Origin of the sequence: Neisseria sp. P0008.S004 (assembly GCF_051962755.1) — a bacterium.
Taxonomy (GTDB): Bacteria; Pseudomonadota; Gammaproteobacteria; order Burkholderiales; family Neisseriaceae; genus Neisseria; species Neisseria subflava_A.
On record NZ_JBQCUZ010000006.1, the window covers coordinates 86,918 to 108,179 of the forward strand.

Consider the following 21,262-nt stretch of genomic DNA (forward strand, 5'->3'; position numbering starts at 1 on the left):
GTTCTTACTTGGCTGTTTTAACCATGCTGAAGGCCATACGGAAGCCTTGCATCAACACAATAACCGACAGAACGGCAGCACCGATTGCTGATACCATTACGGCAAATTTTGCAATCTCAGCGGCAGCGGTCGTACCAATACCTGACAAATCTACGCCTTCGGCAGAAGCCAAAGCGGAAGCGGTTGTCAAGGCTGTTACAGCAATAACTTTATTGCCATATTTTTTTGCTACATTAAGGAGTTTCATAATTTTCCTTTAAACAAGTTATTCAGGCTTTCAAAATGTATTCAAACGGCCTGAAATCGTTTGAATTGGTTTATCCGTATAAGAACCACACTGATACGAACAAGATAATCAAAAAGAAAACCAACCCGACCAAACTTAATTTAAATGATAGGGGTAATTTATTACTGTTCATAATTATTCCTTGATTGTTGCGGGCTATGTGAAGGTTTGACAGACCGCCCGCCGAGCCTGTTAACTTTTATTCTTCTCTGATGTAGAAGCTGAAAACCTGAAAATGTCCGCCAATCTCTTCTAATCCGGCATTGAATGCGTCTTCATAGCTTTCATACTGTCCGGCTTCTTTCAGATTTTGGGTAAATCCGATGTCGCCAAACTGATCGGGGCAGATGAATTCATAGTTTTCCAGTTCCTGAACGATAAATTTTTGCTGATACCTGCTCATATTTCGGCCTTTCTGCCTTAGGCTTTGGGCGCCACGCCTTTCACTTCAAAATCAAGCAGCTTGGGTACTAAGCCTTTGCCGGTAGATTCCATTGAGACGGTTACATTTACGGAACAGGGGAATTTGAGGTTTTTCAGCCGATCGAAATTGTGGCTTTCGCCAAATTTCATGCTGGCAGCGGTAAAGCCTACGCTATTGCCGTTGGCGGGCATGGGGCTGGCGACAAGTACGGTACAGGTGTCGATTTTGTTGCCGTCAATCTCGCCTTTAAACTGTTTAGCGCCCAGGAGCGTGGCGGGGTATGTGGTTACTTGTACTTGATCAAACATGGTTATAGCCTTTCTTTGGTTTTATAAATATTTCCAGTCTTCTAACTGATCTGATATTTGATACTGCTCTTTGTCAAAATCGCGCTCATGCTGTTTCTGCATGTCTTGCGGATACTCGTATTGCACTGCCTGATTTAATTCAAAATCTAAGACTTCGATATTCAGGTCGTTTATGGCTTTTTGCTCTTCATGGATATAAAAAGCGCTGGCTGTGCTGCTGTCGTACTCTTCTGGCTGGAGACCTTTGGGATAGCCTTCAATGCCTTTAGTCAAATCTTTGACGATTTCTTCAGCCGACCAACCGATATCTTTTAAAAAATTGACCCATTTGCCGACTTGCTGCCTTGCGTAAAATTGTTTGTGTTCAAACGTGAGATTGACCTCTTTAACCGTTGAATCCATGCGCTTGGCTTCGCATTTGAATATCTGTTCACAGACGGGATACGCTCCGCCAAGATACGCACCGGCGTGAATCAATATGTCTAATGGTACTTCTATATCTCCGTTTCTGAACTCTGTTTCAAATCGAACCCAAGGGCTTGATTTATCGCCTAACTGCTTGCCTTTTTCATAAATCCGGGTGTATTTGGCGTTGCCGCGTTTGCCGATATAGAAGCTTTTGCCGCTGCCATCTTCGTGTCTCCAAGAAACGCCTTTACATTCGCTTTTCGGGCGGACGTTGTGGCAGTCAAAAAGGCCGTTATCGTGACCGGTTAAAGCCTGCTCGGGCGTGTACTCTCCATTGAAAAAATCATGTGCTACGTCAACCCTTGTTATTTTTGGCCGGACACACTTTTGCAGAAATTCATAAAGCCTGTTTTCCCAACCGGGTTTAGCTGCGGTGCATCCGGTGCCGTTCAACTCTACAAGTATTGTTTCTCTTTGGCCGCCGTAGTGAACTTTGCCGTACTCAACGTTTTTCGGGCCGAGCTGATAACAGGATTGATAGAAGAATTTGCCTTTGTAAGGCAGTTTGGCACTGATGCCGAAGCCTAGAATCTCTTGCAGCAGTTCGCTGTACTTTGTGAGGTACTCTGCGTCTGTTACATAGGCTTTTTGGGTTACTTTGGGTATGGATTCCTCATGTATCGTAAATGTGATCTGGTCGATGAATGCGCCGTCTTCCCTACCGCGTCTTAGCGGAATTTCTATCAAACGGCCTTTTCCGTCGGTTACGTATTGGGAAAAATATTCAAATTCGACTTGATCGGTTTTTTCGGTTTGCTCCCCACTTTGTGGATTAGGTTTTTTTTGCTCCCCCCCTATTAGCCTAGGGGGGGCATTCAACGGCGTGGCCGTTTGCGGCGCGCAAGGCGCGCCCCCACACGCCCCCGCCGTTTCTGCTCTCTCTTCGGCTCTCATGCGTCTGCCTCCCATTGGTTCAAAATAGAACGGACAGCAAGACGGCCATACTCTTCAGCCTGTTTTTCTGTTTTATATTTTTGTTTGGGATTTGTAATAGGAAATGAAACGGTTTCTACAAGCTCATCATCTTTGAAAACGCGGACGATAACGGCTCTTTGTTCTTCAAAACTGTAAAAACTATCTGAATTGACTGTATAAAATGCGATGCACATAAGAAAGCCCCTTCACTGGCTAGAGTTAAAGGGGCTTAAAGTTCTATAAGAAGTGTAAAAAATTGCGCCCCTCGATGGAGCGAAATATATAAGGGAGCTACAACTCTGAGACACAACATAATCAGTCGCTGTTTATTGTAGCACTGCGAAATGAGAAAGGGGCCATCCAAATAAAAAAGCACCACCTAAACAGGTAGTGCTTTCATATTAATGTGCTTATTCAGCAGAATCAGCTGCTTTATCAACCAATTCAACCAATGCCAAAGGAGCATTGTCGCCTTTACGGAAACCGTATTTCAGTACACGAACATAGCCGCCGTTACGAGCAGCAAAGCGTGGACCCAATTCGTCAAACAATTTAACTACAACATCACGATCGCGAGTGCGGTCAAAAGCCAAACGACGGTTTGCCAAAGAAGGTTTTTTGCCCAAGGTAATCAAGGGCTCAACTACGCGGCGCAATTCTTTTGCTTTAGGCAAAGTTGTCACGATGGTTTCGTGAGTCAACAAGGAATTCGCCATATTGCGCAGCATCGCAGCACGGTGGCTGCTAGTACGGTTTAATTTGCGGTTGCCATTACGATGACGCATGTCATTATCCTTTAATCTTCAAACTTACGGCTTTTCTAAGCCTACAGGCGGCCAAGCTTCTAATTTAGAACCTAATGTCAGACCTTTAGAGGCCAACACTTCTTTGATCTCATTCAAAGATTTACGACCCAAATTAGGGGTCTTGAGAAGCTCGGTTTCAGTACGTTGAATCAAATCGCCAATATAGTAAATATCTTCAGCTTTCAGACAATTAGCTGAACGTACGGTTAATTCCAAATCATCTACAGGACGCAGCAAGATAGGATCGATAGGAGGCGCTTTTTCTTCAACCTCTTCAACCGGAGTACCTTGCAGATCTGCAAAAATAGACATTTGGTCAATTAAGATACGTGCGGCACTACGTACAGCCTCTTCCGGATCAATAGAACCATTGGTTTCAATATCCAAAACCAATTTATCCAAATCCGTGCGTTGCTCTACGCGTGCAGGTTCAACTTCAAAGCTAACACGACTGATGGGCGAAAAGCTCGCATCCAACTGAATCGCACCAATCTGTTTGTTCTCATCACGCAATACGCGACGGCCTGAAACAGATTGATAACCACGACCTTGCTCTACTTTAATTTCCATGTCAATTTGGCCATTGTCAGCCAAGTGGCAAATAACATGCTCAGGATTGATAATTTCCACATCGTGTGGCAAATCAATATCACCGGCTACAACTGCACCGGCACCTGTTTTTTTCAAAGTCAACTGAACTTGGTTACGACCGTGAAGCTTGAATACGATACCTTTAATGTTCAAGAGAACATCAACAACATCCTCCTGAACACCATCAATAGTAGAGTATTCGTGCAATACGCCGGAAATAACTACTTCAGTTGGGGCAAAGCCATTCATGGATGACAGTAAGATACGACGCAAAGCATTACCTAAAGTATGACCAAAACCACGTTCAAATGGCTGCATAGACACCTTGGCCCGAGTGGAAGACAAAGTATCTACATCGATTTGACGAGGTTTCAAAAATTCGGTTGTGCTATTTTGCATTTAACTGTCCCTCATTGAGCTAGCATTATTTAGAGTAGAACTCTACCACCAGCTGTTCATTAATATCGCCAGACAATTCTGAGCGATCCGGCATATTTTTGAATACGCCTTCCAATTTGTCGGCATCAACAGACACCCAGCTTGGCAAGCCAATTTGAGTAGCCAGGCTCAATGCTTCTTGGATACGTACTTGTTTCTTAGCTTTTTCACGAACAGCTACAACATCACCTGCTTTAACTTGGAAAGAAGGGATATTAACAACTTGACCGTTTACGACGATAGCTTTGTGAGAAACCAATTGACGTGCTTCAGCGCGGGTAGAGCCAAAACCCATACGATAAACGACATTATCCAAACGGGACTCCAGCAATTGCAACAGCAATTCACCGGTAGAACCTTTACGACGATCAGCTTCCGCAAAGTAACGACGGAATTGGCGTTCTAACACGCCATAAATACGACGGATTTTTTGTTTTTCACGCAATTGCAAACCGTAGTCTGACAAACGTGGTTTTTTCGCACCGTGCTGACCAGGTGCAGAATCCATTTTACATTTTGAATCCAAAGAGCGACGTGCACTCTTCAAAAACAGATCCGTACCTTCGCGACGTGCTAATTTACATTTAGGGCCAATATAACGTGCCATGTTTTAAATCACTCCAATATTAAATACGACGTTTTTTAGGCGGACGGCAACCGTTATGAGGCAACGGGGTAACGTCAGTAATGCTGGTAATCTTGAAACCAAGAGCGTTTAAAGCACGTACAGAAGATTCGCGACCAGGGCCAGGGCCTTTAATGCGGACTTCTAAATTTTTAACGCCATACTCTTGGGCAACTTTACCAGCTGCTTCTGCTGCAACTTGTGCTGCAAATGGTGTACTTTTACGAGAACCTTTAAAACCAGCGCCGCCAGAGGTAGCCCAAGACAATGCATTGCCTTGACGGTCAGTGATTGTAATGATGGTATTGTTGAAAGATGCATGAACGTGCACAATACCTTCGCTTACGGTTTTACGTACTTTTTTACGTACACGCGAAGCTGTGTTTGCTTTAGCCATTAATCAAATTCCTTAAAATTTATTTCTTACCGGCAATCGCTTTGCGCGGACCTTTACGGGTACGGGCATTTGTGCGAGTGCGTTGACCACGACAAGGCAAGCCACGACGATGACGGAAGCCACGATAGCAACCCATATCCATCAGTCGTTTAATGCTCATCGTTACTTCACGACGCAAATCACCTTCAACTTCATATTTAGCAACTTGCTCACGCAAAGCGTCTAATTGAGCCTCGTCCAAATCTTTTGCTTTAGTAGTAGGAGCAATATTTGCTGCCTCACAAATCAATTTAGCACGAGTCGCACCAATACCATAAATAGCCTGAAGGCCAATTACGATATGGGCATTATTAGGGATATTTACCCCTGCAATACGAGCCATATTTTTTCCTTTTTAGGGCAAATTATGTCACTATACCACAAAATCAATAGTTAAGAAAACTAGCTTCTTAACCTTGACGTTGTTTGTGACGTGGGTCAGTACAAATTACGCGAACTACACGATTACGACGAATAATCTTGCAATTGCGACAAATTTTCTTTACAGAAGGTTGTACACGCATTTTATTTCCTTTTATCGTTTATCTTGCTCGGAAAACAATCCGAGCACGGGTTAAATCATAAGGAGTTAATTCAACTGTTACCTTATCACCTGGAGAAATACGGATATAGTGCATCCGCATTTTGCCAGATATATGACCAAGTACTACATGATCATTTTCCAGTTTTACTTTAAATGTTGCATTGGGCAAAGTCTCAAGGATTTCACCCTGCATCTGTATGGTATCTTCTTTAGCCATAAGCCTACTTACGTGACAAAGATTTCATATCTGGACGACTCATCAAGTCTTCATACTGACTACTCATTCGATACGAATTGATTTGCGTCCTAAAATCCATTGTAACGACAACCAAAATAAGCAAAGATGTTCCACCTAAATAGAAAGGAACCTTCAATGCTGTCGTTAAAAATTCAGGTATCAGACAGATTGTAGTAATGTACAAAGCACCAAATAATGTCAGTCTCAGTACCACTTTTTCCAAATATCTAGAGGTTTGCTCACCTGGGCGAATACCTGGCACAAATGCACCACTCTTCTTCAAATTTTCAGCCATCTCTTTAGGGCTAAATACTAAAGCAGTATAGAAATAGCAGAAAAAGATGATAGTTGTGGCAAATAATACAATATATAAAGGCTGTCCGTGTTGCAGCATTGCAGCAACCTTATGAAGAACAGAATTCGTACTATTTGAACCAAACCAACCTAAAAGTGTAGATGGAAATAAAATAATACTGGAAGCAAAAATAGGAGGAATAACACCTGCCATATTTAGCTTGAACGGCATATGAATGCTTTGTCCCGGCATCACTCCAGAGCCAAACTGTCTTTTAGCATAATGCACAGGAACTTTACGCTGAGCACTCTCAAAATAAACTACAGCATAGATCAACAGCAAAATACCAATCACAATTGATACCGCCATCAACATACTCATAGAGCCTTGTTCAGTCAAAGTTAACAACCGAACAATACCGGATGGGATACCCGATACAATGCCTGCTGTAATAATTAAAGAAATACCATTACCAATACCACGCTCGGTAATTTGTTCCCCTAACCACATTAGAAACATAGTACCTGTAACCAAACAGACTACTGTAGAAATATGAAACTCAAGCGAACTCGTTACAACAACACCTTGTTGATAAACAAATGTTGCAACACCAAAGCTTTGCAATACAGCCAATAATACCGTCCCATACCTAGTATATTTCGTAATTATTTTCCTACCAGCCTCACCTTCCTTCTTTAAAGCTTTTAAAGAAGGAACAATTTCAGAAGCAAGCTGAACAATAATCGACGATGAAATATAAGGCATGATACCTATTGCAAATATACTAAAGCGCTCCAACGAACCACCCGAGAACATATTTAACATTCCGAATATGCCGTTTGCAGCGCCTTCGTATAACTTAGCTAATGCAACAGCATCTACGCCCGGTACCGGTATATGAGCACCAATACGGAAAACGACCAAAGCACCTAAAAGGAACACCAGACGTTTTTTCAGATCACCAAATTTGGATAATCCTGATAAAGATTGTTGATTAGCCACTGTAGTGCAAGCCTTATTCTTCTACTTTACCACCGGTAGCTTCAATAGCAGCTTTAGCACCTTTAGTAGCTTTTACACCTTTCAAGGTAACCGCTTTTGAGATTTCACCAGAAGCAATAACTTTTACATTAGAAGCAGTTGCAGGAATCAGACCAGCTTGTTTAAGAACCAAGACATCAATCTCGTTAACAGCAATCAGATTCAATTCACTCAAACGAACTTCAGCATTAGCGGCTGCAGTCAAAGATTTGAAACCACGTTTCGGCAGACGACGTTGCAAAGGCATTTGACCGCCTTCAAAACCTACCTTGTGGAAGCCACCAGAACGGCTTTTTTGACCTTTATGACCACGACCACCTGTCTTACCTAAGCCGCTACCAATACCACGGCCTACACGACGACTAGCGTGAGTAGCACCCTCAGCAGGTTGAATAGTATTCAAAAACATATTAAGACTCCACTTTCAACAAGTAGCTGATTTTATTGATCATACCACGGTTTTCAGGGGTATCCAAAACCTCTACAGTATGTTCACGGCGACGCAAACCCAAACCACGAGCACATGCACGATGAGATTCAATTGTACCGATCAGGCTCTTAACCAATGTAACTTTAATCTTTTTTTGCTCAGTCATGGTTAGCTCCCAAAATATCTTCTACTGTCAAGCCACGTTTTGCAGCAATATCAGCAGGGGTATACAGTTTAGACAAACCGTCTAATGTAGCGCGTACAATATTGTAAGGATTAGTAGAACCATGTACTTTAGCTGAAATGTTATGGATACCCATAGCATCAAATACTAAACGCATTGGACCACCAGCTTTCACACCGCTACCTTCTTTAGCAGGTTGCATAAATACCTTAGTAGCACCATGACGACCAATAACCTCATGATGAATAGTACCGTTTTTCAAAGGCACTTTAATCATAGAGCGACGAGCTTGATCCATTGCTTTTTGAACAGCAACTGGTACTTCTTTTGATTTACCTTTGCCCATACCGATGCGACCATCACCATCACCAACAACAGTCAGTGCAGAGAAAGCCATGATACGGCCACCTTTAACTACTTTAGTCACGCGATTAACTGCGACCATCTTTTCAATCAGGCCGTCACCGCGTTCTTCAATTTCATGTTTTGCCATCTGAAAGTCTCCAAATATTAGAAGCTTAAACCATTTTCACGTGCAGCTTCAGCCAAAGCTTTCACACGACCGTGATATTGGAAACCTGAACGGTCAAAAGCAACTTTTTCAACACCCACTGCTTTAGCTTTTTCAGCAATACGCTTACCAACTACAGCTGCTGCTTCAACGTTGCTACCTGATTTCAGGCTACTACGTACTTCAGCTTCCAATGTAGAGGCTTGAGCCAATACTTTATCACCTTCAGCACTAATTACTTGAGCATAAATATGATTATTGCTGCGGAACACACATAATCTTACCATTTTCAAGTCCGCAATACGCGCACGGGTTTTGCGTGCACGACGGAGTCGGGTTGTATGTTTATCCATTAGTGAACCTCAATTATTTTTTCTTGGCTTCTTTCATCACTACTACTTCACCTACATAACGAACACCTTTACCTTTATAAGGCTCAGGAGAACGGAATGCACGAATTTCAGCAGCGACTTGGCCAACCACTTGTTTATCTGCACCAGTCAAAACGATTTCTGTTTGGCTAGGAGTTTGAACGGAAACACCTTCAGGCATTTCATATACGATTGGATGAGAGAAACCCAAAGACAGGTTCAAAACTTTACCTTGAGCTTGGGCACGATAACCCACACCAATCAATTGAAGTTTTTTCTCAAAACCTTCAGAAACACCCTTAACCATGTTATTAACTAATGCACGAGCAGTACCAGACATAGCATTAGCCTGCTTACTGTCATTTTTTGCAGCAAAAGTCAATTTACCATCGTTCAGTTCAATAGCAACATCGGAATGCAAAGGAAAAGACAACTCACCGTTTTTACCTTTGATAACCAATGCATCTGTTCCGAATTTTACTTCTACACCAGTAGGAACAGTCACTGGGTTTTTTGCGACGCGTGACATTTACTTTTCTCCACTAGGCTACGATGCACAACAACTCACCACCAACACCCTCAGAACGGGCTTTGCGATCAGTCATTACACCTTTAGAAGTACTAACAATAGCGACACCCAAACCATTCATTACGCTAGGGATCTCACTTGATGCTTTGTAAATACGCAAACCTGGACGTGAAACACGTTTAATTTGCTCAATCACAGGACGACCTGCATAGTATTTCAATTGAATTTCCAATACCGGTTTTGCATCAGCAGAAACCGCAAAATCCTCGATATAACCTTCTTCTTTCAGAACTTTTGCAATTGCACATTTCAGTTTAGAAGAAGGCATGGCAACTGCTGCTTTATTAGCACGTTGCGCATTGCGAATACGAGTCAACATATCGGAAATAGGATCATGCATACTCATTATTTATACTCCTATTACCAGCTAGCTTTAACAACACCAGGGATCTCGCCACGCATAGCGATTTCACGGATTTTAATACGGCCCAAACCAAATTTACGGAAAGTGCCACGAGGACGACCTGTTAAAGCACAACGACGACGTTGACGTACAGGTGCTGCATTACGAGGAATGGATTGAAATTTCAAACGTGCTTCAAAACGTTCTTCTTCAGTCGCATTAGCATCATTAATAACAGCGAAAATTGCCTCACGTTTAGCTGCAAACTTTTTCGCCAATGCTTGACGTTTCAGCTCACGATTAATAAGTGCTTTCTTAGCCATGATTATCCTTTAAACGGAAACTTGAACAGTGACAACAAAGCTTTCGCTTCTTCATCAGTTTTTGCAGTAGTTGTAATAGTAATATTCAAACCACGCAAAGCATCGATTTTATCGTATTCAATTTCCGGGAAAATAATTTGCTCGCGAACGCCCATATTGTAATTGCCACGACCATCAAATGATTTACCGCTTACACCACGGAAGTCACGTACGCGAGGCAATGCAATAGTAATCAAACGATCTAAAAATTCAAACATTTGATCACGACGCAAAGTTACTTTGCAACCAACTGGATAGTTATCACGGATTTTAAAACCTGCGATAGATTTACGAGCAACAGTAACAACTGGTTTTTGGCCAGCAATTTTCTCTAAATCAGAAACAGCGTGCTCCATAACTTTTTTATCAGCAACAGCTTCACCTACACCCATATTCAAGGTGATTTTTTCAATACGTGGAACTTCCATTACTGATTTGTAACCAAATTGTTTAACCAATTCAGGAACAACTGTATCTTTATAAAACTCTCTCAAACGAGCCATGTTATCTCCTTATGCTCCAATGATAGAGCCATTTGATTTGAAGAAACGAACGCGTTTAACTTTGCCTTCATTTTCAATCAGCTTAATACCAACACGGTCTGCTTTATTAGTTTCCGGATTCAGGATTGCAATATTAGAAATATCCAAAGGCATTTCTTTAGTAATAATACCACCCTCAATACCACGCATTGGATTAGGTTTTTGATGGCGTTTTACAACATTAACACCCTCAACAACAACTTTATCACCCAATACTCGAACTACTTGACCTTGCTTACCTTTATCTTTACCAGTAATCACTACAACCTGATCGCCTTTAATGATTTTATTCATCGCGCTATTCCTTATAATACTTCAGGCGCCAATGAAACGATTTTCATAAATCGCTCAGTACGCAATTCACGGGTTACCGGACCAAAAATACGAGTACCCAGAGGTTCAAGTTTATTATTCAACAACACAGCAGCATTGTTATCGAATTTAATTAACGCACCATCAGGACGACGCACACCCTTAGCAGTACGAACAACTACCGCATTGTATACATCACCTTTTTTGACACGACCACGTGGGGCTGCATCTTTAACTGCAACTTTAATAATATCGCCAACAGAAGCGTAGCGACGCTTAGATCCGCCTAATACTTTGATGCACATTACGCGACGCGCACCAGAGTTATCAGCCACATCTAAGATGGTCTGCATTTGAATCATATTAGTACCTTTAAATTAACCAACTTAATTTACCACTTTCATATAACTCGCACCTTACTTTAAGCTGCTTATTAAATGAAACCATCACGGTTCTAGTAAACCAGTCTTGGATCCCGAAGGGAGAGAAACTTCCATAAGAAGCTGGAAGATAAGAAACGAAGTTTACACGCAAATTAACTTTGCTGCAAGACTTCGTTTCTTATTAAGCTACATTACTGTGTTTTAAATCAAACAGTACGCGCTTTCTCAACCAATTCTTTTACAACCCAAGACTTGGTTTTTGACAAAGGACGAGATTCCTCGATTACCACTACATCACCAATGCCATATTGATTGTTTTCATCATGAGCATGGATTTTAGTTGATAAACGAATAATTTTACCGTACAGAGGATGTTTAACTTTACGCTCAACCAATACTGTAACAGTTTTGTCCATTTTGTCGCTTACCACTTTGCCTTGCAAAGTACGAACATTTTTAGCTTCGCTCATTACTTAGCACCTTTTTCAGTTAAAATGGTTTTAATACGAGCAATATCGCGACGTACACGTTTCAACTCGCTAGATTTACCCAACTGACCGGTTGCATTTTGCATGCGTAAGCCAAACTGAGCTTTCAACAAGTCCAACAAATCAGTGTTTAATTGCTCAATAGATTTGTCTTTCAATTCATTTGCTTTCATTATTGACCCACCTGTCTTACTACAAAGGTTGTAGGAATAGGCAATTTGGCAGCGGCCAATTCAAATGCTTCACGAGCCAAAGACTCAGGAACACCGTCCATTTCGTACAATACTTTGCCTGGTTTAACTTCAGCAATGTAATATTCCACATTACCTTTACCGCCACCCATACGAACTTGGATAGGTTTCTCAGTAATTGGTTTATCAGGGAATACACGAATCCAAATACGACCGCCACGTTTAATATGACGAGTCATAGTACGACGAGCAGCTTCGATTTGGCGGGCAGTCAAACGACCACGGCCTACGGCTTTCAAACCGAACTCACCGAAACTTACTTTGTTACCGCGAGTAGCAATACCGGTATTACGACCTTTTTGTTGCTTGCGATATTTCAGTCTAGTTGGCTGCAGCATTACGTCCACCTGCCTTTCTTTGTTTCTTCTCATGCTCAGGTTTAGAAGATTTAATATTACCTTCTGTATAAACCCAAACTTTCAGACCCAGCACACCATAAGTGGTGTGTGCTTCGCTAGTTGCATAATCTACGTTCGCACGCAAAGTATGCAAAGGCACACGACCTTCACGGTACCATTCGCTACGAGCGATATCTGCACCATTCAAACGGCCTGAAGTCATGATCTTGATGCCTTTAGCACCAGAACGCATTGCATTTTGCATTGCACGTTTCATAGCGCGACGGAATTGAACACGTTTTTCAAGCTGCTGGGCAATACCATCAGCAATGATTTGTGCATCCAATTCAGGACGACGAATCTCTTCAATATTTACATGAACAGGCACACCCATCAAAGCTTGCAAGTCACGCTTCAAGATTTCAATATCCTCACCTTTTTTACCAATAACCACACCTGGACGAGCAGAGTGAATGGTAATACGTGCAGATTTAGCAGGACGCTCGATCACTACGCGACCAACTGAAGCATTAGCCAGTTTTTTACGCAAGTAGTTACGAACATCAATATCTTGTTTCAAAACAGTAGAAAAGTCGGTGCTTTTAGCAAACCATTTTGAAGCCCAGTCTTTAGTTACCGCCAGGCGAAAGCCTGTAGGGTTAATCTTTTGTCCCATAGCTTTTCCTTAGTTGCCCACTGTCACATTAATATGACAAGTTTGTTTCTCGATGCGGTTACCGCGACCTTTGGCACGAGCTTGGAAACGTTTCAAGCTTGGGCCTTTGTCAACAAAGATAGTTACCACTTTCAGTTCGTCAATGTCAGCACCATTGTTGTGCTCGGCATTGGCGATTGCTGATTCCAATACTTTTTTAATCAGCTCAGCACCTTTTTTAGGGCTGAATGCCAAGATATTCAAAGCTTGGGCAACGTCTTTACCACGAATCAAATCAGCCACCAAACGAGCTTTTTGAGCTGAAATACGGGCGTTTTTATGTTGTGCACTTACTCTCATGATTCACCTTATTTCTTTTTAGCCTTTTTATCAGCCAAGTGGCCTTTAAAGGTACGGGTCAATGAGAACTCACCTAATTTATGACCAACCATATTGTCGCTGATGAACACAGGCACGTGAGTGCGACCGTTATGAACAGCGATAGTCAGACCGATAAAATCAGGCAAAATGGTAGAACGACGTGACCAAGTTTTAATTGGGCGTTTGTCGTTGCTTGCACGAGCAGCATCTACTTTTTTCAGCAAATGCAGGTCTACATATGGGCCTTTTTTTAATGAACGAGCCATACTAATTAACCTTTATTTGAGTAACGACGACGAACAATCATGTTATCCGTGCGTTTGTTATTACGAGTACGGTAGCCCTTAGCAGGAGTACCCCATGGGCTAACCGGTTCGCGAGCCTCACCAGTACGGCCTTCACCACCACCATGTGGGTGATCAACAGGGTTCATTACAACACCACGAACGGTCGGACGAATACCACGCCAGCGGTTAGCACCAGCTTTACCGATTTTTTTCAGGCTTTGTTCTTCGTTACCAACTTCACCGATAGTTGCACGGCAATTTACGCTAATTTTGCGTACTTCACCAGAACGCAAACGAACTTGTGCGTAAGCACCTTCTTTTGCAAGCAATACCGCAGAAGCACCAGCAGAACGCGCAATTTGCGCACCTTTACCTGGTTTCATTTCGATACAGTGAATAGTTGTACCAACAGGAATATTGCGGATCGGCAGAGTGTTACCCACTTTGATAGCAGCCTCAGCACCGGAAACCAATACTGCACCTGCTTGAATACCACGAGGAGCAATGATGTAGCGACGCTCACCATCTGCATAGCACAACAGTGCGATAAATGCAGTACGGTTAGGGTCATATTCGATACGCTCTACTTTCGCAGGGATACCGTCTTTGTTACGTTTGAAATCTACAACGCGGTAATGATGTTTATGGCCACCACCTTTATGACGGGTAGTGATATGACCATTGTTGTTACGACCGGCAGTAGAATTTTTCTTTTCCAGCAGAGGTGCATAAGGTGCACCTTTGTGCAAACCTTCTGTTACCACGCGAACCATGCCGCGACGGCCTGCAGAGGTCGGCTTCATTTTAACGATTGCCATTTTGTTTATTCCTTATCTGCAGCTGCAGCAGCGGCTTCCAAATCCAACTCTTGACCGGCAGCCAGGCTTACATAAGCCTTTTTAACATCGCTGCGACGACCTAAAGTACGACCAAAACGTTTAACTTTACCTTTAATGGTAACAGTAGTAACGTCTGCAACTTGAACGCCGAACAGCAGCTCAACAGCCGCTTTAATTTCAGGTTTGGTTGCATTTGCCAAAACTTTAAACGTCATTTGGTTACGTTTTTCAGCCAATACGTTGCTTTTTTCAGAAACGATAGGTGCCAAGATTACTTGAGTCAAACGTTGTTGATTCATACCCATTGCTCCTCTAATTGTGCAACTGCATCTTTAGTGATAACGACTTTTTTGTAACGCAGCAAGCTGTAAGGATCAACTTGTTGAGCTTCCAAAACCAATACGTTAGGCAAGTTGCGTGAAGCCAAGTAAACATTCTCGTCGAGCTGTTTAGTTACAAACAGAACTTGCTCCAAACCCAAGTTTTTCACTTGTTCGGCAAAAACTTTGGTTTTAGGAGTTTCAGCAGTCAATGCTTCGATTGCAAACAAACGTTCATCACGAGCCAGTTGGGATAAAATAGTCGCCATACCGGCACGATACATTTTACGGTTCACTTTTTGAGTGAAGTTTTCGTCAGGTTTGTTTGGGAATGCACGACCACCTTTACGCCACAGCGGAGAAGAAGTCATACCGGAACGAGCACGACCGGTACCTTTTTGGCGCCATGGCTTTTTAGTAGAGTGGTTTACTTCGGCACGAGTTTTTTGAGCACGATTACCAGAACGGGCATTTGCCAAGTAAGCAGTAACCAGTTGGTGAACCAAAGCTTCATTGTATTCACGAGCAAACAAAGCATCAGAAACAGCCAAGCTGCCAGATACTTGTCCTTTAGCGTCAATTACTTTCAATTCCATTACGCACCTACTTTCACGCTAGGACGAACCACGACGTCGCTGTTAACCGAACCCGGAACAGCACCTTTAACCAACAAGAGTTGGCGTTCAACATCAACACGTACAACTTCCAATTTTTGAACAGTTGCTTTAGTGTTACCGTATTGACCTGCCATACGTTTACCAGGGAACACGCGACCAGGGTCTTGTGCCATACCGATAGAACCAGGAACACGGTGAGAACGGGAGTTACCGTGGGAAGTACGTTGAGCACCGAAGTTATGACGTTTGATCGTACCAGAGAAACCTTTACCTTTAGAGGTACCGGTTACATCTACCAATTGACCAACTTCAAACATAGAAACGGTAATTTCATCACCGGCTTTCAATTCAGCCAGTTTTTCTTCAGTCAAAGCAAACTCAACCAAACCGCGACCAGCTTCAACACCTGCTTTAGCAAAGTGACCGGCTTCAGTTTTGTTGACACGATTAGCTTTTTTCTGACCAAAGGTAACTTGTACAGCAGTGTAGCCGTCAGTATCTTTGGATTTCACTTGTGTAACGCGGTTGGCAGACATATCCAAAACGGTTACCGGAACAGAAACACCCTGTTCATCGAACACGCGAGTCATACCAACTTTGCGTCCAACCAGACCTAAAGTCATGATTATTTTCCTTTTAAGTAAAGGGGCGGGCTACGATTGGCCTGCCTTTCAGACAAAGTTAAACTTGATACGGATGTACCAAGTCCGCCATTATAATTGACAAATCAAAGAAATATCAACAAAAATTTCAATTTTACTTCTTAAACCCATCATTTTTTTCGGATGAAGTGTTGCCAAATATCTGAAAATTTTCAAACGGCCTAAGAATTCTATAAAAAACCGAACAGCCAAGCTGTTCGGTTTTTTAGTTCTTATTGAACTTTAATTTCTACATCCACACCTGCTGGAAGATCCAGTTTCATCAGTGCATCAGTAGTTTTGTCAGTCCAATCCACGATGTCCATCAGACGCAAGTGGGTACGGATTTCCAATTGTTCACGAGAAGTTTTGTTCACGTGAGGAGAACGCAAGATGTTGAAACGTTCGATTTTAGTTGGCAAAGGAATCGGACCTTTAACAACAGCGCCAGTACGTTTGGCAGTTTCAACAATTTCTTGCGCAGAACGGTCAATCAGACTGTAATCATAAGCTTTCAGGCGGATACGGATTTTTTGGTTTGCCATTTATCAATATCCCTCAATTAAGCAATTACAGAAGAAACCACACCCGCACCTACGGTACGACCACCTTCGCGAATCGCAAAGCGCAGACCTTCTTCCATAGCGATTGGCGCAATCAGTTCTACAGTAATGGTTACGTTCTCACCTGGCATTACCATTTCTACGCCTTCTTCCAAAGTAACTGCACCAGTTACGTCAGTAGTACGGAAGTAGAATTGTGGACGGTAGTTAGCGAAGAATGGAGTGTGACGACCACCCTCTTCTTTGCTCAGTACGTATACTTCTGCTTTGAACTTGGTGTGAGGAGTGATAGTACCTGGTTTAGCCAATACTTGACCACGCTCTACGTCTTCACGTTTAGTACCACGCAGCAATACGCCTACGTTGTCACCCGCTTGACCTTCGTCCAGCAGTTTGCGGAACATTTCAACGCCGGTGCAAGTGGTTTTTTGGGTTTCTTTCAAACCTACGATTTCGATCTCGTCACCAACGTGGATGATACCGCGCTCTACACGACCGGTTACTACTGTACCACGGCCGGAGATAGAGAATACGTCTTCGATAGGCAACAAGAAAGGTTTGTCCACAGCACGCTCAGGTGTTGGGATGTAGCTGTCCAAGGCAGCAGCCAATTCGAAGATTTTTTCTTCGTAAGCAGCATCACCTTCCAAAGCTTTCAGTGCAGAACCTTGTACGATTGGGCAGTCGTCGCCAGGGAAGTCGTAGCTTGACAACAAGTCACGGATTTCCATTTCAACCAGTTCCAACAGCTCGGCATCGTCAACCATGTCGCATTTGTTCATGAATACGATGATGTAAGGTACACCTACTTGGCGAGCCAACAGGATGTGTTCGCGAGTTTGAGGCATAGGACCGTCAGCGGCAGAACATACCAAGATCGCGCCGTCCATTTGGGCAGCACCGGTAATCATGTTTTTAACGTAGTCGGCGTGGCCCGGGCAGTCTACGTGTGCGTAGTGACGGGTTTCAGTTTCGTATTCTACGTGTGAGGTATTAATGGTAATACCACGAGCTTTTTCTTCAGGAGCGTTGTCGATTTGGTCGTAAGCTTTTGCAGCGCCACCGAATTTTTTAGCCAAAATAGTAGTCAAAGCAGCAGTCAGAGTGGTTTTACCATGGTCAACGTGACCGATGGTGCCAACGTTTACGTGCGGTTTGCTACGTTCAAATTTTTCCTTAGCCATGAGCTAATTCCTTTACATATAAAGATCGATTAAAGAACAATGGCCGTCTGAAAATTTATTTTCAGTTTCAGACGGTCTTTTCTGATTAGCCTTTGCGGGCTTCAGTTACAGCAGCAGCTACGTGAGCAGGAGCTTCAGCGTATTTTTTGAACTCCATGGAGTAAGTAGCGCGACCTTGGGTTGCAGAACGCAGGTCGGTTGAGTAACCGAACATTTCTGCCAGAGGTACTTCGGCACGGACTTTTTTACCGCCGATACCGTCATCATCCATACCCAATACAACGCCACGACGACGGTTCAAGTCGCCCATTACGTCACCCATGTATTCTTCAGGGGTTTCCACTTCAACTGCCATGATTGGCTCAAGCAGAGCAGGATTGGCTTTACGCATACCTTCTTTAAAGGCTTGAGAAGCAGCCAATTCGAACGCCAGTTGAGAGGAGTCAACGTCGTGTGAAGAACCGAAGATCAAACGTACGCGTACGTCAACTACTGGGTAACCTGCAACGATACCGTTAGGCAGGGTATCGCGGATACCTTTATCGACAGACGGAATGAATTCGCGAGGAATCACACCACCTTTAATTTCGTCGATAAATTCGTAACCTGCACCACCCGGCTCCATAGGTTCCATTTTGATCACAACGTGACCGTATTGACCTTTACCACCGGATTGTTTAGCGTGTTTGTATTCAGCTTCAACTTCTTTGCGGATAGTTTCACGGTATGCAACTTGAGGCGCACCAATGTTAGCTTCCACACCGAATTCGCGTTTCATACGATCAACAATAATTTCCAAGTGCAATTCACCCATACCGGAAATAATGGTTTGACCGGATTCTTCGTCTGTACGAACGCGGAAAGAAGGGTCTTCTTTCGCCAGACGGTTCAGGGCAATACCCATTTTCTCTTGGTCGGCTTTGGTTTTTGGTTCAACAGCAATGTGAATTACCGGCTCAGGGAATTCCATGCGTTCCAAGATGATTGGTGCGCTTTCAGCACACAGGGTTTCACCAGTGGTAACGTCTTTAAGACCGATCGCAGCTGCAATATCACCAGCGCGTACTTCTTCAATTTCAGTACGGTCTGCAGCAGTCATTTGCACCAGACGACCGATACGTTCGCGAGTACCTTTTACTGAGTTCAATACGGTATCACCGGATTTCACAACACCAGAGTAAACGCGGATGAAAGTCAACTGACCAACGTATTTATCGTTCAACATTTTGAACGCCAATGCAGAGAATTTCTCTTCATCGCTGGCTTGACGGCTGTCGGCTTCTTCAGTGTTAGGGTTAACACCTTGAACTGGAGGAATGTCGGTAGGAGCAGGCAGCAATTCTACAACTGCATCCAACATACGTTGAACACCTTTGTTTTTAAATGCTGAACCGCACAACATTGGTTGAATTTCACCAGCCAAAGTACGTTGACGCAATGCGCCTACGATTTCTTCTTCAGTCAGCTCATCACCGCCCAAGTATTTATCCATCAATTCTTCGCTGGCTTCTGCTGCAGCTTCAATCATGTTTTGACGCCATTCTTCAGCAGTCTCAACCAATTCAGCAGGAATATCGCCATAGGTAAAGGTTGTACCTTTATCGGCTTCATTCCAAATAATGGATTTCATTTTCAACAGGTCAACAACACCGCTGAAGCTGTCTTCCGCACCAACCGGAATCACGATAGGTACTGGGTTTGCGCGCAAACGGGTTTTCATTTGCTCAACAACGCGGAAGAAGTTGGCACCTTGACGGTCCATTTTGTTTACAAATGCCAAGCGAGGTACTTGGTATTTATTAGCTTGACGCCATACGGTTTCAGATTGAGGTTGAACACCGCCTACTGCACAGTAAACCATTACTGCGCCGTCCAATACACGCATAGAACGCTCTACCTCTACGGTAAAGTCAACGTGTCCCGGGGTGTCGATGATGTTGAAACGGTGCTCAGGGAACTGTTTCGCCATACCGGACCAATAAGAAGTCACAGCAGCAGAAGTAATGGTAATACCACGCTCTTGCTCTTGTTCCATGTAGTCGGTAGTAGCCGCGCCGTCATGCACTTCGCCCAATTTATGAGTCAAACCTGTATAGAACAAAATACGTTCTGTTGTGGTTGTTTTACCCGCGTCAATATGGGCAGAAATACCGATATTGCGATACAGGCTGATAGGGGTCTTACGAGCCATTTTGTTAGCCTTTCGATATTAGAAACGGAAGTGAGAGAATGCTTTGTTAGCTTCAGCCATGCGGTGTACTTCTTCACGTTTTTTCAACGCACCGCCACGACCTTCAGCCGCATCAATCAATTCGCCTGCCAAACGCAGGTCCATAGATTTCTCACCACGTTTACGGGCCGCGTCGCGAACCCAGCGCATTGCCAAAGCCAGACGACGTGAAGGACGAACTTCAACAGGAACTTGGTAGTTTGCACCACCTACACGGCGGCTTTTCACTTCCACGATAGGTTTGGCGTTTGCAATGGCTTCGTTAAATACTTCGATTGCTACTTTGCCGGTTTTTTTCTCAATTTGTTCCAGCGCACCGTAAACGATACGTTCTGCAACAGATTTTTTACCGTCAATCATCAATACGTTCATGAATTTAGTCAGCTCAACGCTGCCGAATTTAGGATCTGGCAGTACGTCGCGCTTAGGGACTTCTCTACGTCTTGGCATTTTAATTTCCTTTAATCTATTCAGTTGGGGCAATTCCCATGAATACCCAATTGAGTATTCACTTACTCGGCCGTTGTTCAGCTTAGGCGGCCGACGTGCCTATTTGAGTCCCGATAATTATTTAGGACGCTTAGCACCGTATTTAGAACGGGCTTGCTTACGGTCTTTAACACCTGCAGTATCCAAAGAACCGCGTACAGTGTGGTAACGTACACCTGGCAAGTCTTTTACACGACCGCCGCGAATCAATACGACGCTGTGCTCTTGCAGGTTGTGGCCTTCACCACCGATGTATGAAATTACTTCAAAACCGTTGGTCAGGCGAACTTTACATACTTTACGCAATGCAGAGTTAGGTTTTTTAGGGGTAGTTGTGTATACACGGGTGCACACGCCACGTTTTTGCGGGCAAGCTTCCAGTGCAGGCACTTTGTTTACGTACACAGGCTTTTGACGGCCTTTGCGTACCAATTGGTTAATAGTTGGCATATTTTCTCGTCCTGTTGAGTTAAATACTTGCCGACACCATGTCGACAAGATTGGAATTATATTTTTATTGCAAGGGTTTAGTCAAGC

The 21,262-nt window shown here is 43.4% G+C and carries 38 protein-coding genes; all 38 read right to left on the reverse strand.

Annotated elements, in window-relative coordinates:
- Positions 1-4: 4 nt before the first annotated feature.
- Entirely contained in the window at positions 5-247 is a 243-nt protein-coding gene (locus tag ACTHSW_RS07800; protein WP_440373830.1) for a hypothetical protein, read from the reverse strand.
- Positions 248-485: 238 nt separating this feature from the next.
- A complete protein-coding gene (locus ACTHSW_RS07805) occupies positions 486-689 on the reverse strand; it encodes a hypothetical protein (protein ID WP_070461279.1) in 204 nt (67 codons plus the stop codon).
- A 17-nt stretch (positions 690-706) separates the two neighbouring features.
- Positions 707-1,018 carry a hypothetical protein gene (locus ACTHSW_RS07810; protein ID WP_070461280.1) on the reverse strand — a complete coding sequence of 104 codons (312 nt, stop codon included), beginning with the start codon at positions 1,016-1,018 and terminating at the stop codon, positions 707-709.
- Positions 1,019-1,039: 21 nt separating this feature from the next.
- On the reverse strand, positions 1,040-2,380 hold the full coding sequence (locus ACTHSW_RS07815; protein WP_070461281.1) for a replication initiation factor domain-containing protein: 1,341 nt from the start codon (positions 2,378-2,380) through the stop codon (positions 1,040-1,042).
- Entirely contained in the window at positions 2,377-2,595 is a 219-nt protein-coding gene (locus ACTHSW_RS07820; RefSeq protein WP_070461282.1) for a hypothetical protein, read from the reverse strand. The genes ACTHSW_RS07815 and ACTHSW_RS07820 overlap by 4 nt, the downstream gene beginning before the upstream one ends.
- Positions 2,596-2,811: 216 nt before the next feature.
- Positions 2,812-3,186 carry a 50S ribosomal protein L17 gene (rplQ, locus tag ACTHSW_RS07825; RefSeq protein WP_003684792.1) on the reverse strand — a complete coding sequence of 125 codons (375 nt, stop codon included), beginning with the start codon at positions 3,184-3,186 and terminating at the stop codon, positions 2,812-2,814.
- Positions 3,187-3,210: 24 nt separating this feature from the next.
- Positions 3,211-4,197 (reverse strand): DNA-directed RNA polymerase subunit alpha, encoded by a 987-nt coding sequence (locus ACTHSW_RS07830; RefSeq protein ID WP_003684706.1) that lies wholly within the window; start codon positions 4,195-4,197, stop codon positions 3,211-3,213.
- A gap of 25 nt (positions 4,198-4,222) precedes the next feature.
- Complete coding sequence (rpsD, locus tag ACTHSW_RS07835) at positions 4,223-4,843, reverse strand: 30S ribosomal protein S4 (protein ID WP_003749296.1); 621 nt, start codon at positions 4,841-4,843, stop codon at positions 4,223-4,225.
- Between the two features lie 19 nt (positions 4,844-4,862).
- Positions 4,863-5,258 (reverse strand): 30S ribosomal protein S11, encoded by a 396-nt coding sequence (rpsK, locus tag ACTHSW_RS07840; RefSeq protein ID WP_002216249.1) that lies wholly within the window; start codon positions 5,256-5,258, stop codon positions 4,863-4,865.
- Positions 5,259-5,277: 19 nt separating this feature from the next.
- A complete protein-coding gene (gene rpsM / locus ACTHSW_RS07845; RefSeq protein ID WP_003749295.1) occupies positions 5,278-5,640 on the reverse strand; it encodes a 30S ribosomal protein S13 in 363 nt (120 codons plus the stop codon).
- A 67-nt stretch (positions 5,641-5,707) separates the two neighbouring features.
- The gene (gene rpmJ, locus ACTHSW_RS07850; protein ID WP_003697674.1) at positions 5,708-5,821 is read right to left on the reverse strand and encodes a 50S ribosomal protein L36; all 114 of its coding nucleotides are present in this window, start codon (positions 5,819-5,821) and stop codon (positions 5,708-5,710) included.
- Positions 5,822-5,839: 18 nt separating this feature from the next.
- Positions 5,840-6,058, reverse strand: a complete 219-nt coding sequence (gene infA / locus ACTHSW_RS07855; protein ID WP_003684714.1) for a translation initiation factor IF-1 — start codon at positions 6,056-6,058, stop codon at positions 5,840-5,842.
- Positions 6,059-6,062: 4 nt separating this feature from the next.
- Positions 6,063-7,376 carry a preprotein translocase subunit SecY gene (gene secY, locus ACTHSW_RS07860; RefSeq protein WP_070461283.1) on the reverse strand — a complete coding sequence of 438 codons (1,314 nt, stop codon included), beginning with the start codon at positions 7,374-7,376 and terminating at the stop codon, positions 6,063-6,065.
- A 13-nt stretch (positions 7,377-7,389) separates the two neighbouring features.
- Complete coding sequence (gene rplO, locus ACTHSW_RS07865; protein ID WP_070461284.1) at positions 7,390-7,824, reverse strand: 50S ribosomal protein L15; 435 nt, start codon at positions 7,822-7,824, stop codon at positions 7,390-7,392.
- A gap of 1 nt (position 7,825) precedes the next feature.
- Complete coding sequence (gene rpmD / locus ACTHSW_RS07870) at positions 7,826-8,011, reverse strand: 50S ribosomal protein L30 (protein ID WP_003684808.1); 186 nt, start codon at positions 8,009-8,011, stop codon at positions 7,826-7,828.
- Positions 8,004-8,522, reverse strand: a complete 519-nt coding sequence (gene rpsE / locus ACTHSW_RS07875; protein WP_003684704.1) for a 30S ribosomal protein S5 — start codon at positions 8,520-8,522, stop codon at positions 8,004-8,006. The genes rpmD and rpsE overlap by 8 nt, the downstream gene beginning before the upstream one ends.
- 17 nt (positions 8,523-8,539) lie before the next feature.
- Complete coding sequence (gene rplR / locus ACTHSW_RS07880; RefSeq protein WP_003749287.1) at positions 8,540-8,893, reverse strand: 50S ribosomal protein L18; 354 nt, start codon at positions 8,891-8,893, stop codon at positions 8,540-8,542.
- Positions 8,894-8,906: 13 nt separating this feature from the next.
- The gene (gene rplF / locus ACTHSW_RS07885; RefSeq protein WP_070461285.1) at positions 8,907-9,440 is read right to left on the reverse strand and encodes a 50S ribosomal protein L6; all 534 of its coding nucleotides are present in this window, start codon (positions 9,438-9,440) and stop codon (positions 8,907-8,909) included.
- A gap of 13 nt (positions 9,441-9,453) precedes the next feature.
- Entirely contained in the window at positions 9,454-9,846 is a 393-nt protein-coding gene (gene rpsH, locus ACTHSW_RS07890; protein WP_003684738.1) for a 30S ribosomal protein S8, read from the reverse strand.
- Between the two features lie 14 nt (positions 9,847-9,860).
- A complete protein-coding gene (gene rpsN / locus ACTHSW_RS07895) occupies positions 9,861-10,166 on the reverse strand; it encodes a 30S ribosomal protein S14 (protein ID WP_003684736.1) in 306 nt (101 codons plus the stop codon).
- A 2-nt stretch (positions 10,167-10,168) separates the two neighbouring features.
- Complete coding sequence (gene rplE / locus ACTHSW_RS07900) at positions 10,169-10,708, reverse strand: 50S ribosomal protein L5 (RefSeq protein WP_003684750.1); 540 nt, start codon at positions 10,706-10,708, stop codon at positions 10,169-10,171.
- A 9-nt stretch (positions 10,709-10,717) separates the two neighbouring features.
- Complete coding sequence (gene rplX / locus ACTHSW_RS07905; protein WP_003684754.1) at positions 10,718-11,041, reverse strand: 50S ribosomal protein L24; 324 nt, start codon at positions 11,039-11,041, stop codon at positions 10,718-10,720.
- 11 nt (positions 11,042-11,052) lie between these two features.
- Positions 11,053-11,421 (reverse strand): 50S ribosomal protein L14, encoded by a 369-nt coding sequence (gene rplN, locus ACTHSW_RS07910; RefSeq protein ID WP_002215434.1) that lies wholly within the window; start codon positions 11,419-11,421, stop codon positions 11,053-11,055.
- A 227-nt stretch (positions 11,422-11,648) separates the two neighbouring features.
- Complete coding sequence (rpsQ, locus tag ACTHSW_RS07915) at positions 11,649-11,912, reverse strand: 30S ribosomal protein S17 (protein WP_003684766.1); 264 nt, start codon at positions 11,910-11,912, stop codon at positions 11,649-11,651.
- Positions 11,912-12,103 (reverse strand): 50S ribosomal protein L29, encoded by a 192-nt coding sequence (rpmC, locus tag ACTHSW_RS07920; RefSeq protein WP_070461286.1) that lies wholly within the window; start codon positions 12,101-12,103, stop codon positions 11,912-11,914. Before rpmC ends, rpsQ begins: the two co-directional genes overlap by 1 nt.
- Positions 12,103-12,519 (reverse strand): 50S ribosomal protein L16, encoded by a 417-nt coding sequence (gene rplP, locus ACTHSW_RS07925; protein WP_003684741.1) that lies wholly within the window; start codon positions 12,517-12,519, stop codon positions 12,103-12,105. Before rplP ends, rpmC begins: the two co-directional genes overlap by 1 nt.
- Positions 12,503-13,195, reverse strand: coding sequence for a 30S ribosomal protein S3 (gene rpsC / locus ACTHSW_RS07930; protein WP_003684753.1), 693 nt, complete (start codon positions 13,193-13,195; stop codon positions 12,503-12,505). Before rpsC ends, rplP begins: the two co-directional genes overlap by 17 nt.
- A 9-nt stretch (positions 13,196-13,204) precedes the next feature.
- Complete coding sequence (rplV, locus tag ACTHSW_RS07935; protein ID WP_003749277.1) at positions 13,205-13,534, reverse strand: 50S ribosomal protein L22; 330 nt, start codon at positions 13,532-13,534, stop codon at positions 13,205-13,207.
- Positions 13,535-13,542: 8 nt separating this feature from the next.
- The gene (gene rpsS, locus ACTHSW_RS07940; protein ID WP_002215422.1) at positions 13,543-13,821 is read right to left on the reverse strand and encodes a 30S ribosomal protein S19; all 279 of its coding nucleotides are present in this window, start codon (positions 13,819-13,821) and stop codon (positions 13,543-13,545) included.
- Between the two features lie 5 nt (positions 13,822-13,826).
- Entirely contained in the window at positions 13,827-14,660 is an 834-nt protein-coding gene (rplB, locus tag ACTHSW_RS07945) for a 50S ribosomal protein L2 (RefSeq protein WP_003684813.1), read from the reverse strand.
- A 5-nt stretch (positions 14,661-14,665) separates the two neighbouring features.
- Positions 14,666-14,980 (reverse strand): 50S ribosomal protein L23, encoded by a 315-nt coding sequence (gene rplW / locus ACTHSW_RS07950; RefSeq protein WP_002243944.1) that lies wholly within the window; start codon positions 14,978-14,980, stop codon positions 14,666-14,668.
- Complete coding sequence (gene rplD / locus ACTHSW_RS07955) at positions 14,977-15,597, reverse strand: 50S ribosomal protein L4 (protein ID WP_003684798.1); 621 nt, start codon at positions 15,595-15,597, stop codon at positions 14,977-14,979. The genes rplW and rplD overlap by 4 nt, the downstream gene beginning before the upstream one ends.
- Positions 15,597-16,241 carry a 50S ribosomal protein L3 gene (gene rplC / locus ACTHSW_RS07960; protein WP_107769524.1) on the reverse strand — a complete coding sequence of 215 codons (645 nt, stop codon included), beginning with the start codon at positions 16,239-16,241 and terminating at the stop codon, positions 15,597-15,599. The genes rplD and rplC overlap by 1 nt, the downstream gene beginning before the upstream one ends.
- A 251-nt stretch (positions 16,242-16,492) precedes the next feature.
- Positions 16,493-16,804 carry a 30S ribosomal protein S10 gene (gene rpsJ / locus ACTHSW_RS07965; protein ID WP_002642322.1) on the reverse strand — a complete coding sequence of 104 codons (312 nt, stop codon included), beginning with the start codon at positions 16,802-16,804 and terminating at the stop codon, positions 16,493-16,495.
- Positions 16,805-16,821: 17 nt separating this feature from the next.
- Positions 16,822-18,006: an elongation factor Tu gene (tuf, locus tag ACTHSW_RS07970; RefSeq protein ID WP_002215366.1), complete on the reverse strand. Its 1,185-nt coding sequence runs from the start codon at positions 18,004-18,006 to the stop codon at positions 16,822-16,824.
- Positions 18,007-18,091: 85 nt separating this feature from the next.
- Positions 18,092-20,197: an elongation factor G gene (gene fusA, locus ACTHSW_RS07975; RefSeq protein ID WP_036491326.1), complete on the reverse strand. Its 2,106-nt coding sequence runs from the start codon at positions 20,195-20,197 to the stop codon at positions 18,092-18,094.
- An 18-nt stretch (positions 20,198-20,215) separates the two neighbouring features.
- A complete protein-coding gene (gene rpsG, locus ACTHSW_RS07980) occupies positions 20,216-20,686 on the reverse strand; it encodes a 30S ribosomal protein S7 (RefSeq protein ID WP_002240962.1) in 471 nt (156 codons plus the stop codon).
- A 117-nt stretch (positions 20,687-20,803) separates the two neighbouring features.
- A complete protein-coding gene (rpsL, locus tag ACTHSW_RS07985; RefSeq protein WP_002218431.1) occupies positions 20,804-21,175 on the reverse strand; it encodes a 30S ribosomal protein S12 in 372 nt (123 codons plus the stop codon).
- Positions 21,176-21,262 lie beyond the last annotated feature (87 nt).